The organism is Streptomyces sp. BV286, assembly GCF_019090165.1.
In the GTDB taxonomy this organism is placed as follows: Bacteria; Actinomycetota; Actinomycetes; order Streptomycetales; family Streptomycetaceae; genus Streptomyces.
Window position 1 is genome coordinate 35,315 of sequence record NZ_JAHRIB010000035.1, and the last position, 12,480, is coordinate 47,794.

A 12,480-nucleotide genomic window follows, 5' to 3' on the forward strand; every position below is an offset into this window, starting at 1 on the left:
CGTTAAATTTCAAGCACTAAGGTTCCGCTTGTGCGCGTACTCCTGGTGGAAGACGACGAGCCGGTAGCCCAGTCGCTCCGGCGCGGGCTGGTGCGTTACGGCTTCGAGGTGGCGTGGGTCGCCACGGGCGGTGACGCCCTGGCCCACGGGGATCCGTACGACGTCGTGCTGCTCGATCTCGGTCTCCCCGACACCGACGGCCTCGATGTCTGCAAGGCTTTGCGGGCGCGCGGTGACGTGCCGATCATCGTGATCAGCGCGCGCAGCGACGAGACGGACCGCGTGGTCGGCCTGGAGCTCGGCGCCGACGACTACGTGACCAAGCCCTTCGGCGTGCGGGAGGTCATCGCGCGGATAAGGGCGGTGATGCGGCGCGCCCGGCCGCCCGCGTCGGCCGACGCGGGCCCCGACGAGTACGGGACGCGGCTGGCCATCGACCGCAAGGCGGCCCGCGTACGGCTGGACGGCCAGGAGGTCGCCCTCGCGCCCAAGGAGTACGACCTGCTGGCCTTCCTCACCGAGGAGCCGGGCGCGCTGATGTCGCGCGAACAGATCATGGAAGCGGTCTGGGACGCGAACTGGTTCGGGCCGACGAAGACGCTGGACGTCCATGTGGCGGCGCTGCGGCGGAAGCTGTCGGGCGCGATCACCATCGAGGCGGTCCGCGGAGTCGGTTTCCGCCTGGAGATCGCGCGGGATCCCGGGCAGGGGGCGTCCGGCTCGTGATCCGGCAGCTGATCGTCAGTTACGTCCTCCTGGTGGCCGTCGCGCTGGCCGCGTTCACCGTGCCGGTGGCCTTCACGCTGACCGCGCAGCTGCGCGGGGACACCGAGGAGTCGGTGGAACGCGAGGCCACCACCATGGCGCTGCTGCTGGGCGAGGGGGACGCGTCCTCGCGGCAGGCGCTCGCCCGGATGGCCGGGGCCTACTCCGACGACACCCCCGGCACCGTCCAGGTCGTCGGCTCCACCGGCGCGGCGGTGGCCTCGCTCCCCCTCCCCGCGGACGACGCGGCGATCAGGCGGGCCCTCGATCAGCGGAAGCCGACGGTCGACTGGGGCTCCTCCTTCGTCTGGGGCAAGCACCTCGTGGTCACCGTTCCGGCCCGGGCCGCGGACGACAAGGACCGGGTCGTCGGCGCGGTACGCATCCAGTACCTGACCTCCGACCTCAGCAAGCGGCTGTGGAGCATCTGGGGCTTCCGGGCCGTGCTCGCGGTCGGCGTGCTGGCCGTGGCCGCCTTCATCGGCGCCTTCGTGGCCCGCCGCCTCACCCGGCCGCTGCGGCAGCTCAACGACATGGCGACCCGGTTCAGCGACGGTGACCTGACGGCACGCTCGCCGGTGGAGGGCCCGCACGAGACCCAGCAGCTGGCCCGCACGCTCAACTCGGCCGGCGAACGCCTCGACAGCCTGGTCGCCGCGCAGCGCATCTTCGTCGCCGACGCCTCCCACCAGCTGCGTACACCGCTGACGGCCCTGCGGCTCTCCCTGGACAACATCGCGGACGGCACCGACGACGAGTTCGTACGCGAGGACGTGGAGCAGGCCACCTCCGAGGTGGTCCGGATGAGCCGGCTGGTCAACGGGCTGCTGGTGCTGGCGCGCGCGGAGGCGAAGGTGTCCGCGGCCGAGCCGCTGCCGCTCCTCGACGTGATCGAGGAGCGCTTCTCGGTGTGGAGACCGGCCGCCGACGAGCGTGGCGTCACCATCGCTCTGGGGGGAGTTGCCGGCGGCCGGCCGCTTGTGCTGGCCAGCCCGGGTCATCTCGACCAGGTACTGGACAACGTCTTGTCGAACGCACTGGAGGTCTCGCCGGACGGCGGGACGATCACCGTGGAGGTGTCGTCCCACCCCGACGAGGTGCTGCTGTCGGTGCTGGACCAGGGGCCCGGCATGTCCGACGCGGAGAAGTCCCGCGCCTTCGACCGCTTCTGGCGCGGCCAGGGCCTGACGGGCCGGTCCGGCTCGGGGCTCGGACTGGCCATCGTCAAGCAGCTGGTCACGGACGACGGCGGCACGGTGGCGCTGCGGGACGCCCCCGGCGGGGGGCTGTGCGTCCGGTTCAGCCTGCGGCGGGCAGCACCGAGGAGTGGTGGTTGACGATCAGCCACTTGCCGCCGCGCTTCTCGTACTCGTACGTGTAGCGGGCCTCGACGTTCTTCTTCTCACCGGTCTTCGGGTCGGTGAGCTGGAAGACGTACAGTCCGGCGTCGATCGCCGAGTTGCTGTCCAGGACGTTGATCACGGACTTGATCTTCGTGCCCTTGGGCTTGTTCAGCAGGAAGTGGTCGAAGTAGTCGACGATCCCGGCGCGGTCCGTGCGGATCACGGGGGAGGCGGTCGGCAGGAGGACGGCGTCCTTGGCGTACCGGTCGGCGACCTTCTTCGAGTCCCCGGTCTGCAGGGCCTTGTTCCAGCCGTCGAACAGCGCGGCGATCTGCTTCTTGGTCGGCTTCGCGGCCTGGCTCGCCGCGGGCTTCGACCCGCGCTCCGGCGCGGCCTGGCTGACACCGACGGTGACGGCTCCGGCGGCCACGAGGGAGACGCCGACGATCGCTGCGCGGGTACCTATGTGACGCTTCATCACAACTCCTGTGCGGTGGGGTGGACTTGCTCCCCTGGGGGAGTGATCCAACCTTCTCGTCACACGGGTTAGGGCCCGTCCAGCACAGGTGCAGCACACGGACAAGGTTCATACAATCCGGACCGCGGAAATCCCAACTCCCCCTGATCGGCTTTGACATACGGTGATCACCTCCGACGGAGAGAGACCCTCCGTCGGGATCGAACGACGCCTGCAAACGACCGAATCAGGGGGAACAAACAGTGAAGCACCCCATACGAAGACCGGCTCGAAGACTGACACGCGCGGGTTTCCTGGGTGTGGTCGCCGTGGCCGTCGCGGTACTCGGGCACCCCGGCACCGCCTCCGCCGACTCGCGGGGCCACTCGTCCGTGGACGGCAAGGAGATCCGCTGGGAGGACGAGACCAAGTACGACGACGCCCGGAAGTGGGCGGCGACGGCCTGGAACAACTCGCAGTACGGCCTGACCAGCATCAAGATCGCCCCGGACGAGTGGGACACGATCGCCGATCTCGAGTGGCGGGACATCAAGCGCGCCGACGTCAAGTGGGTCGGGGGCTGGGCACCCCGCAAGGGTGCCGACCGGATCCTCCTGAACACGGCGTTCCTGGACAGCGGGAAGAAGTACGGAGCGAAGGGCTGGCGCCGCAAGGCCGCCGCGCACGAGCTCGGCCACGCGCTCGGCCTGACGCACAAGCCCAACGGCACGCTGATGTCCAAGACCATCGGCTACCTCCCGGCCAACGCCCGCCCGGTCCACACCGACCGCGCGGCCTACCACGACCTCTGGGGCTGATCCGATGAACAGGAAGCCCATCAGCAGGAGGACGGCCGTCGTCGTGGCCACCGCGGTGATCGCCGCGCTGGGCGCCGGCACCGCCGGGTTCGTCGCGTACCAGGAGTCGGACGAGGGGAACGCGGCCGTCGGCGAGACGGCCGAGATGCACCTGACCTTCGACGCCGACTTCTCCGTCGACACGAACCTCGCCGGAGGCGCCGAGGACCTCTTCTACGGCAAGGTCACCGCCCTCAAGGGGCAGAAGGACCTGGGCGTCGGCCCGGAGACCCAGTACGCGGTGGCCGTACAGCGGGTGTTCAAGGGGGACGTGACCGGAACCGTCGTCGTCAACCAGCTCGGCGGCACGGACGAGGAGGGCGTGCTCCTCCTCCCAGAGGGCGATCACCTCCTCCAGGTCGGCAAGCGCTACCTCTTCGCCACGAACTACAACGAGGAGCAGCGGTTCAACACCCTGATCCCCGTGCACGGCGACCAGCCGATCCCGGACACGGAGGCCGGCGCGCCCGGCGCGCCGGACTCCGACGGCAACGGGCAAGCGACCATGTCGGACCGCTGGGTGGCCGCGGTGCGGGACCAGGCCGACCTGTCGACCGCGGCGCCGGAGCCGGAGCCCACGGAGGAGCCGGAGGAGGACCCGACGCCGGAGGCCTCTCCGACACCGGGTTCCTGAACCGGGGTTCCGGGACCGCCGAACCGGGGCCCGGGACCGCTGAACCCGGGTCTCGGGGCCGGGGTCCCGGGGCCGCTGTCGCACGCGAGGGGCGGACGGGTCGTTCGGACAACGCGTTGTGGGGCGCGGCGAGTGCGCCGCGCCCCACACCGTACGGAAAAGGACGGCTACTTGACCGTCCGCAGGCCCAGCGGTCCCGCGATCTCCTCCGCCATGACCTTGCCTGCCGCCTCCGCGAGTGCCTCCTCGCTGAGGTCCTGGTCGGTGTCCAGGCCGTCCAGCTCCTCAAGGGGCTGGTTCAGGCGGACGTGCGCCACCAGGGACTGAAGGGCACGCAGGGTCGCCGAGGCCGTGGAGCCCCAGTTGGAGAAGTACGAGAACTGCCACCACCACATGGCCTCGGTGGTGCGGCCCGCCCGGTAGTGGGCCATGCCGTGCCGCAGGTCCGCCATGACGTCGGCCAGGTCGTCGGAGATACGGGCCGGGACCGGGGCCTTGCGCGGCTCGTACGGGTCGAAGACCTCCGAGTAGACGTCGACCGGGTCGAGCATCTCGGCGAGCCGCTCGCGCAGTTCGTCGACGTCCGGCTCCGGGCCCAGGTCCGGCTCGTAGCGCTCGTCGGGGACGATGTCCTCGTGCGCGCCGAGGCGGCCACCGGCCAGCAGGAGCTGGGAGACCTCAAGGAGCAGGAAGGGCACGGCCGAGTCCGGCTCGTCCCCCTTCGCGACCTCTGTCACGGCGACGAGGAAGCTCTCGACCTGGTCCGCGATCTGGACCGCGAAATCGTCGGGGTCCTGAGCGGTCGCATGCAGCGTGGCGTCAGACATCTAGAAGCCGGCCTTCCTCAAGAACTCCGTAAAGAAGTTCGACAAGAACTTCGTTCCGTACATCACCAGTCGTTCAGACATCCAGCAGCCGCCTTCCCTCGAAGGCGCGTCCCAGGGTGACCTCGTCGGCGTACTCGAGGTCGCCGCCCACCGGCAGCCCGCTGGCGAGGCGGGTGACCCGCAGGCCCATGGGCTTGATCATGCGGGCGAGATAGGTGGCCGTGGCCTCGCCCTCCAGGTTCGGGTCGGTGGCCAGGATCAGCTCCGTGACCACACCGTCGGCGAGCCGCGCCAGCAGCTCCCTTATGCGCAGGTCGTCCGGGCCCACGCCCTCGATCGGGCTGATCGCACCGCCGAGCACGTGGTACTTGCCCCGGAACTCGCGTGTCCGCTCGACGGCGACCACGTCCTTGGGCTCCTCGACCACGCAGATGACCGACAGGTCGCGGCGCGGGTCGCGGCAGATGTTGCACAGCTCCTCCTGCGCCACGTTCCCGCAGGTGGCACAGAAGCGGACCTTCGCCTTGACCTCCATCAGGCACTGCGCGAGACGGCGTACGTCCGTCGGCTCGGCCTGGAGGATGTGGAAGGCGATCCGCTGCGCGCTCTTGGGACCGACGCCGGGCAGCCGCCCCAGCTCGTCGATGAGGTCCTGGACCACGCCTTCGTACACGGATTGCCTTCCCGTTCCTGCTCGTTCTTCAGCTCGTGCTTCTGCTCGTCGTTCTGCTCACTCGGTACGTACCGTAGTCGCGCTTGCTCTCTTCGTACGTACGGTAGTTGGCGGTCGGCCTTCTTAGAAGGGACCGCCGGGTTGACTTAGAACGGCAGACCGGGGATGCCGCTGCCGCCGCCCAGCCCCTCGGCCAGCGGGCCGAGCTTCTGCTGCTGGAGTGCCTGGGCGTTCTCGTTGGCCGCCTGGACCGCCGCGACGATCAGGTCGGCGAGGGTCTCGGTGTCCTCCGGGTCGACGGCCTTCGGGTCGATGACCAGACCGCGCAGTTCGCCCGAGCCCGTCACCGTCGCCTTCACCAGGCCGCCGCCCGCCTGACCGTCGACCTCCGTGCGCGCCAGTTCCTCCTGGGCGTTCGCGAGGTCCTGCTGCATCTTCTGGGCCTGCTGGAGCAGCTGCTGCATGTTGGGCTGGCCACCACCGGGAATCACGATCAGCTCCTGGTTTCGTACGGCTGTGAGGACCGCCGTGCGCGCTCGTGCGGGCACGGCTGTGTCCGGGCTGTCCGGCGGGTTTTCCGCCTTGGCACGAGCCTACGTGGTCTACCGGGCCGTCGCTCCAGCACTCTTTCGAGTGAGAGGACGGGTTGGCCTATACCTGACCAAGACCCACGTCCGAGCGGAAAAGCCCTGAAACCAGGGCCATCGCCACCCATTGGGAGGTAGTAAGGGTGCGGCGCATCAGCACCTCGCGCCACGTTACCGTCACGCAACGTAACGATTAGGGAGCGTCGGGTGAGCCAGCCGGACATGCAGCCCGAAGGATCGGCCCAGGACGGTCGGGGCGACGGTGCGCGGCCCGGTGGGCAGGGGCCGGGTGGGGCCGGGCCCGCGGGTCTCGTGCCCCGGGGGCTGGAGCCGGGCGATCTGATGGGCCGGACCTTCCCGCTCGGCGACTGGGGGGAGCCGGGCGACCGGCTGCACGAGCTGTACCGGTGGGTGGAGGCGGGGGCGCTGACCACGGCGTCCTGGTATCTCGCCGATCGGGTGTGGAAGCGGCGGGGGGCGCGGGCGCTGCGGGCGGGGGCCGCCGCCGGGGCCGTGGCCGGGGCCGCGCTGCCGCTGCTGGATCTCGCCGGGGTGCTGGGCGGGGGCGCCGCCTGGGGATACCTGGCGTTGCTGGTGGGGGTCGCCTGCGTGGCGGGGGACCGTTTCTTCGGGGTGACCTCCGGGTGGATAAGGGACGTGGCGACGGCGCAGGCCGTGCAGCGGCGGCTGCAGGCACTGCAGTTCGACTGGGCGTCCGAGTGCGTGCGGGAGGTCCTCGGACCCACCGAGGGGACGGCCGGGGAGGCCGCGGAGCGGTGTCTCGGTGTGCTGCGGCGGTTCTCCGAGGACGTGACGGAGCTGGTGCGGGCGGAGACCTCGGACTGGATGGTGGAGTTCCGGACCGGGTCCGCGCCGCTCGCCATCCAGGCGGGGATGAACGGGGGCGCGCGGGCGGACACGGCTTCGCCCGGGCGGCCGCCGCTTCCGCCGGGGACCCGCCCGAACATGCCCCGGCAGCGCCCGCCCGAGCCCCGGTAGTACTCCGCCCAGGGCTGCCGCTTCCCGCAGGCCTGCCGTTTCGGCACCGGTCCGGGCTTCGCGCCGGTCTACTGCTTCGTGTACGTCAGCTCGTCGCCGCTGCTCGTGTTCACGCGGCGCAGTCGGCCGTCCGGCAGGAGGGTCAACTCCGTTGCCGTGCCCGGCGAGCAGGACGTGGCCGGTTCGCCGACGGTGACCTCGGACGGGCCGATCTGCAGAGGGCCGCCGTCACTCGGGGCCTCGGCGAGCTCCGCCCGGAACACACAGTGGTAGGTACCGCTGCCCGCGGGCCCGTCCGCCGTGAGCGAGAGGACCGTGTCCCCCACCTCGCCCTGCTGGATGGTGAGCCTGCGGGTGTTGTGGCCCGTGTCGTTGTCGATGGACGCCGTCCAGGTGCCGAGGAACCCGGCCGGGATCGGGCCGTCCGCCGGTGTCTCCTCCGGCGAGGCGGACGGCTGCGCCGAGGCGTCCTGACCGGACGGTCCGGGGGTGGTGGGCGCGCCCGTCGGGGTCGGACTGGAGCCGCCGTCGGCCCGGCCGTCCCCGCCGCCCTTCATGAGGGCGTACACGGAGGCGCCCGCGCCGAGCGCGACGACCAGCGCCACGACGATCAGGACGGCGGTGGACCGCCCGCCCCTTCGCGGCGGCTCCGGCTGCGGGGCGGCCCCCGGACCGTACGGGGGTGTGGGGCCGTAGGGAGGGGTCGCTCCCGCAGGGGGCACGTAGGAGGGGCCGCCCGACCAGGCGCCGGGCTGCGGCTGGAGCGGGTGGCCGTAGCCGGAGGGCGGGGGGTGCTGCTGCGGGTACGCGTAGGCCGGGTGGACCGGGCCCGGGGCGGGGGCGTGCCCGGGAGGCCCGGGGGGCGGGCCTGCCGGCGGGGGTGTCCCGGGCAGGCTCGTGGTCATCGTGGGGAGGTGGCCGAAGGGGTCGGCCGGCGGGGTCCCCGGCAGGGGCGGCGAGGATCCGTCGGGGGTGGGGGCGTGTTCCGGGGAGGCCTCGGGTGCCGGGGCGGGGCCGGGAGGGGGTGCCGTACGGGGAGGGGCCGTGGGCGGGGGCGGCAGCGTGGGCGCCGGGGCGGGAGTGGCAGGGGGAACAGAAGGAGGTACGGAAGGGGGTGCGGTGGCCGGGGGCTGCGGGGTTCCCTCGGCTGTTGCCCCGGCCTCGCCGTCCTCGCGCCCGCCGTCCTCGCCGGATGCCGCCGGGCCCTCGCCGTCGGCCCGGCCGGTCCCGTCCTCCGGTGCCGGACGGGCCGAAGCCTTCTCCTCCGGGTCCTCCGCGTCGAGCAACCGCACCGCGTGACGGCCCAGTTGGGCGACCAGCATCCCCGGCAGCCAGGGGTCCCGGCTGCGTCCATCCGAGACCGTGTCCTCCGCTCCCGTCCGCTCCAGGATGTAGTCGAGCGTCGGGCGGGCGGCCGGGTCCTTGCGCAGGCACCTGCGGACGAGATCGGCGATGCCCTCCGGCACCCCCGCCAGGTCCGGCTCCTCCTGGGCGATGCGGAACATCAGGGCGTGCACCCCGCTGTGGGCCGCGCCGAACGGGAGGACGCCCGTGGCCGCGTACGACAGGACCGAGCCGAGGCAGAAGACGTCGCAGGCGGGCGTGATCCGGTCGCCGCGAACCTGCTCGGGGGCCATGAAACCGGGTGAGCCGACCAGCGCGCCGGTACGGGTGAGGCCGCCGTCGGTGACCGTCTCCAGGGCGCGGGCGATGCCGAAGTCGATGACGCGCGGGCCGTCGATCGTGACGAGGACGTTCGACGGTTTGAGGTCGCGGTGGATCAGCCCGGCCGCGTGGATGTCCTTCAGCGCGTGCGCGAGGCCGGCCGCGAGGATCCGTACGGAACGCTCCGGGAGCGCGCCGTGGTCGTGGCCCACGACCGCCTGGAGCGAGGGCCCGGCCACATAGCCCGTGGCGACCCACGGGATCGCGGCCTCGGTGTCCGCGTCGAGCACCGGCGCCGTCCAGTACCCGCCCACACGGCGGGCGGCCTGCACCTCCTGGCGGAAGCGTGCGCGGAACTCCTCCTGCTCGGCGAGCTCCCTGCGGACGAGTTTGACCGCGACGGTCCGCCCCCGGTCGGAACGCGCCAGATACACCTGGCCCATACCGCCCGCACCCAGCCGTGCCAGCAGCCGGTACGCGCCGATCCGGTGCGGATCCGCAGATCCGAGCTTCTCCATCGGTACGCCGCCCTCCCCCGTACGTGTGCGACACCCGAGGATAGTGCGGCCGAACGGCGAGGTGGCGGGGCCGGTGTCTACGGTTCCGTAACAGCGGAGGGCGGGTGCGCGGCCGCTTCCGTGGCCGTCTCCATCGCTGCGACCAGCCGCTCCAGCACCCGTACGGTTTCGGCCAGTCCCGCCTCGCCGAGGGCGTGGGTGAGGCGGTCGGCGAAGGCCGCGTGCCCGGGGTCGATCCTCCGCACGGCGGCGAGGCCCTCCTCGGTCGGCCGGAGCAGCTTGGCGCGGCGGTGGGCGGGATTGGGTACGTACTCGGCGAGCCCGGCCTCCACCAGCAGGTCGGCGATCCGCTGCACGCTCTGCCGGGTGATGCCCATGGACCGGGCGATCCCGGAGACGGGCAGGGGCTCCCGCAGGACGGCGCCGAGCACCTGCCACCGGGCGGCGGTGAGTCCGGCGGGCCCGGCCAGTTCCTCGGCCACTGCCAGGAACTGGCCGTTCAGCCGGAACACGGAGAGCGCGCTCCGGCTGAACAGGTCCTGGCGCTGCCTGCCCGCCTCGTCGGTCCCACTCACTGCCCGGCCGCCTCGAGGACCGCGTAGGCCTGGGCGTCCGAGTCGTGGAACAGCCGGTACCAGGCGTCGAGCACCTCTCCCTCGTACACGCCGAGCAGGCCGAAGACCTCCCGGGCGAACGCGACGGGGTCGGTGGGCCCGGCGGTGATCAGCCCGCCGTCCGTGACGGCGTCGGCGTCCACGTACCGCTCGCCGCCCTTGTAGCCGGTGGCGGCCAGATAGAAGGAGACGGCGCTGGTGTGGGTGCGGTCGTCGAGCAGGCCCTCGCGGGCGAGGCCCGCGGTGCCGCCGCAGATCGCGGCGACGGGCACGTCGGCGGCCAGGAACTCCCCCGCCTTGCGGGCGAAGGGCGCGAGCTCGTCGCCCGTGTCCCACAGATCGGCTCCCGGCAGGATCAGCAGCGCGCCGCCCTCGGGGCGTACGTCGTCGAGTGCGACGTCGGGCAGGACGCGCAGCCCGCCGATGGAGGTCACCGGGTCGCCGGACGCGCCGACCGTCCGGATCTCGTAGCCGGCCCGGGCGAGATACGCGGTCGTGTGGCCGGTCTCCCAGTCGGCGAACGTGTCGTAGACGGCGAGGTACACGGGCTTGCGGGTCATGGTTCCTCCTCGGTGCTGCTCCTGCTTGCGCTTCTGTAAGTATGCTGTCATCACGACAGGATGCTGTCAATAGAAAAAGGGCTCACGAGTCCTCGGCCGGTACTCCGGCAGGCGCTTTCACACACGACAACCTGTCGCGTTCCCGGCCGCACCGCAGACAGGACGCCGATGTCGCGTCCGCACCCGGGACACCTACGCTCGGGCGCATGACCCCTCAGCCCAATCCCCAGGCCGGCGCCGCCGTGAAGGCCGCGGACCGTGCGCACGTGTTCCACTCCTGGTCAGCACAGGAGCTCATCGACCCGCTCGCCGTCGCCGGTGCGGAGGGGGCCTACTTCTGGGACTACGACGGCAAGCGGTACCTGGACTTCACCAGCGGACTCGTCTTCACGAACATCGGGTACCAGCACCCGAAGGTCGTCGCCGCGATCCAGGAGCAGGCCGGGAAGCTGACCACCTTCGCGCCCGCCTTCGCCGTCGAGGCACGGTCGGAGGCGGCACGGCTGATCGCCGAGCGGACACCGGGCGACCTGGACAAGATCTTCTTCACCAACGGCGGGGCCGAGGCCGTCGAGAACGCCACCCGGATGGCCAAGCTGCACACCGGCCGCCCGAAGGTGCTGAGCGCCTACCGCTCGTACCACGGGGCCACCGCCGCCGCGATCAACCTCACCGGCGACCCGCGCCGCTGGCCGAACGACAGCGGCACGGCCGGGGTCGTGCGCTTCTGGGCGCCCTTCCTCTACCGCTCCCCCTTCCACGCCGAGACCGAGCAGCAGGAGTGCGAGCGCGCGCTCCAGCACCTGGCCGACACCATCGCCTTCGAGGGACCGGCCACCATCGCCGCGATCATCCTGGAGACGATTCCGGGCACGGCGGGGATCATGATCCCGCCCCCGGGCTACCTGGAGGGCGTCCGCGCGCTCTGCGACGAGTACGGCATCGTCTTCGTCCTGGACGAGGTCATGGCCGGCTTCGGGCGGACGGGCCACTGGTTCGCCGCCGACCACTCCGGCGTGGTCCCGGACCTGATGACCTTCGCGAAGGGCGTGAACTCGGGATACGTGCCGCTCGGCGGTGTCGCCATCTCCGAGGCCGTCGCCGAGACCTTCGCGCGCCGCCCCTACCCCGGCGGACTCACCTACTCCGGGCACCCCCTCGCCTGCGCCGCCGCCGTCGCGACCCTGAACGTGATGGAGGAGGAGGGCGTCGTCGAGCACGCCGCCCGGATCGGCGAGAACGTCCTCGGCCCGGGGCTGCGCGAGCTCGCGGAGCGCCACCCGAGCGTCGGCGAGGTGCGGGGCACCGGTGTCTTCTGGGCCCTTGAGCTCGTACGGGACCAGGAGACCCGCGAGCCCCTCGTCCCCTACAACCCGGCGGGCGAGGCGAACGCCCCCATGGCGGCCTTCGGCGCGGCGGCCAAGGCCCACGGCCTGTGGCCCTTCATCAACATGAACCGCACCCACGTCGTGCCGCCCTGCAACATCACGGAGGCGGAGGCCAAGGAGGGCCTGGCCGCACTCGACGAGGCCCTCTCCGTGGCGGACGAGCACACCGTCTAGCGCGGAAACAACGTGATCCGGGTGGCCCTGCCCCGAACGCGTAAGGTGACTGGCTCGTAGACATGAGCGAGTACTTACCCGATCGGGGGAGGAACCTGACGATGCCCGGCACCGGCAGCGGCAATGGCGCCGTCACCCGCAGCACCCTGCGGCAGCAGATCGCGGACGCGCTCCGCGACGAGGTGCTGGCCGGACGGCTCCAGCCGGGCCAGGAGTTCACGGTCAAGGAGATCGCCGAGCAGTACGGCGTCTCCGCGACCCCCGTCCGCGAGGCGCTGGTCGACCTGTCGGCCCAGGGCCTCCTGGACGCGGACCAGCATCGCGGGTTCCGCGTCCACGAGTACTCGCTGGACGACTACCGGGGCATGATCGAGGCCCGCACCCTGGTCACGGAGAGCATCTTCCACGGGCTGCTGGAC

General features: G+C 71.8%; 14 protein-coding genes. 7 read left to right on the forward strand and 7 right to left on the reverse strand.

From position 1 onward, the window contains the following. Positions 1-30 precede the first annotated feature (30 nt). Both KUF83_RS05290 and KUF83_RS05295 read left to right on the forward strand, forming a co-directional pair. Complete coding sequence (locus tag KUF83_RS05290; RefSeq protein ID WP_217453369.1) at positions 31-726, forward strand: response regulator transcription factor; 696 nt, start codon at positions 31-33, stop codon at positions 724-726. Continuing rightward, positions 723-2,102: a HAMP domain-containing sensor histidine kinase gene (locus tag KUF83_RS05295; RefSeq protein ID WP_217453370.1), complete on the forward strand. Its 1,380-nt coding sequence runs from the start codon at positions 723-725 to the stop codon at positions 2,100-2,102. The genes KUF83_RS05290 and KUF83_RS05295 overlap by 4 nt, the downstream gene beginning before the upstream one ends. Here KUF83_RS05295 and KUF83_RS05300 read toward each other — a convergent pair. Continuing rightward, complete coding sequence (locus tag KUF83_RS05300; RefSeq protein WP_217453371.1) at positions 2,065-2,586, reverse strand: SgcJ/EcaC family oxidoreductase; 522 nt, start codon at positions 2,584-2,586, stop codon at positions 2,065-2,067. The two genes, KUF83_RS05295 and KUF83_RS05300, sit on opposite strands and share 38 nt — an antisense overlap. Positions 2,587-2,828: 242 nt before the next feature. Here KUF83_RS05300 and KUF83_RS05305 point away from each other — a divergent pair, with 242 nt between their 5' ends. Both KUF83_RS05305 and KUF83_RS05310 read left to right on the forward strand, forming a co-directional pair. Continuing rightward, positions 2,829-3,383 carry a matrixin family metalloprotease gene (locus KUF83_RS05305; RefSeq protein WP_217453372.1) on the forward strand — a complete coding sequence of 185 codons (555 nt, stop codon included), beginning with the start codon at positions 2,829-2,831 and terminating at the stop codon, positions 3,381-3,383. A 4-nt stretch (positions 3,384-3,387) separates the two neighbouring features. Next, complete coding sequence (locus KUF83_RS05310) at positions 3,388-4,056, forward strand: hypothetical protein (protein ID WP_217453373.1); 669 nt, start codon at positions 3,388-3,390, stop codon at positions 4,054-4,056. A 167-nt stretch (positions 4,057-4,223) separates the two neighbouring features. Here the strand turns inward: KUF83_RS05310 and KUF83_RS05315 are convergent, their stop codons facing one another. The 3 genes from KUF83_RS05315 to KUF83_RS05325 all read right to left on the reverse strand — a co-directional run bounded on the left by KUF83_RS05315 (position 4,224) and on the right by KUF83_RS05325 (position 6,047). Continuing rightward, positions 4,224-4,883, reverse strand: a complete 660-nt coding sequence (locus KUF83_RS05315; protein WP_217453374.1) for a DUF5063 domain-containing protein — start codon at positions 4,881-4,883, stop codon at positions 4,224-4,226. Between the two features lie 73 nt (positions 4,884-4,956). Beyond that, positions 4,957-5,556, reverse strand: a complete 600-nt coding sequence (recR, locus tag KUF83_RS05320; RefSeq protein ID WP_055518210.1) for a recombination mediator RecR — start codon at positions 5,554-5,556, stop codon at positions 4,957-4,959. A 146-nt stretch (positions 5,557-5,702) separates the two neighbouring features. After that, complete coding sequence (locus tag KUF83_RS05325; protein ID WP_217453382.1) at positions 5,703-6,047, reverse strand: YbaB/EbfC family nucleoid-associated protein; 345 nt, start codon at positions 6,045-6,047, stop codon at positions 5,703-5,705. A gap of 303 nt (positions 6,048-6,350) precedes the next feature. Here KUF83_RS05325 and KUF83_RS05330 point away from each other — a divergent pair, with 303 nt between their 5' ends. After that, the gene (locus KUF83_RS05330) at positions 6,351-7,142 is read left to right on the forward strand and encodes an SLATT domain-containing protein (protein ID WP_217453375.1); all 792 of its coding nucleotides are present in this window, start codon (positions 6,351-6,353) and stop codon (positions 7,140-7,142) included. A 68-nt stretch (positions 7,143-7,210) separates the two neighbouring features. Here KUF83_RS05330 and KUF83_RS05335 read toward each other — a convergent pair whose 3' ends face one another. From KUF83_RS05335 to KUF83_RS05345, 3 genes are all read right to left on the reverse strand, one after another. Next, positions 7,211-9,325: a serine/threonine-protein kinase gene (locus KUF83_RS05335; RefSeq protein ID WP_217453376.1), complete on the reverse strand. Its 2,115-nt coding sequence runs from the start codon at positions 9,323-9,325 to the stop codon at positions 7,211-7,213. A gap of 77 nt (positions 9,326-9,402) precedes the next feature. Further along, positions 9,403-9,900, reverse strand: a complete 498-nt coding sequence (locus KUF83_RS05340; RefSeq protein WP_217453377.1) for a MarR family winged helix-turn-helix transcriptional regulator — start codon at positions 9,898-9,900, stop codon at positions 9,403-9,405. Next, a complete protein-coding gene (locus KUF83_RS05345) occupies positions 9,897-10,499 on the reverse strand; it encodes a DJ-1/PfpI family protein (protein WP_217453378.1) in 603 nt (200 codons plus the stop codon). The genes KUF83_RS05340 and KUF83_RS05345 overlap by 4 nt, the downstream gene beginning before the upstream one ends. A gap of 206 nt (positions 10,500-10,705) precedes the next feature. Here KUF83_RS05345 and KUF83_RS05350 point away from each other — a divergent pair, with 206 nt between their 5' ends. Together KUF83_RS05350 and KUF83_RS05355 are read left to right on the forward strand one after the other, a co-directional pair. After that, positions 10,706-12,061, forward strand: coding sequence for an aspartate aminotransferase family protein (locus KUF83_RS05350; protein WP_217453379.1), 1,356 nt, complete (start codon positions 10,706-10,708; stop codon positions 12,059-12,061). A gap of 101 nt (positions 12,062-12,162) precedes the next feature. Next, on the forward strand, positions 12,163-12,480 hold a 318-nt coding region (locus tag KUF83_RS05355; protein ID WP_217453383.1), incomplete at its 3' end, for a GntR family transcriptional regulator.

Coding starts and splice junctions, on each gene's coding strand:
- KUF83_RS05300 (WP_217453371.1), bottom strand. CDS start 2,586: ATGAAGCGTCACATAGGTACCCGCGCAGCGATCGTCGGCGTCTCCCTC.
- KUF83_RS05310 (WP_217453373.1), top strand. CDS start 3,388: ATGAACAGGAAGCCCATCAGCAGGAGGACGGCCGTCGTCGTGGCCACC.
- KUF83_RS05315 (WP_217453374.1), bottom strand. CDS start 4,883: ATGTCTGACGCCACGCTGCATGCGACCGCTCAGGACCCCGACGATTTC.
- KUF83_RS05335 (WP_217453376.1), bottom strand. CDS start 9,325: ATGGAGAAGCTCGGATCTGCGGATCCGCACCGGATCGGCGCGTACCGG.
- KUF83_RS05345 (WP_217453378.1), bottom strand. CDS start 10,499: ATGACCCGCAAGCCCGTGTACCTCGCCGTCTACGACACGTTCGCCGAC.
- KUF83_RS05350 (WP_217453379.1), top strand. CDS start 10,706: ATGACCCCTCAGCCCAATCCCCAGGCCGGCGCCGCCGTGAAGGCCGCG.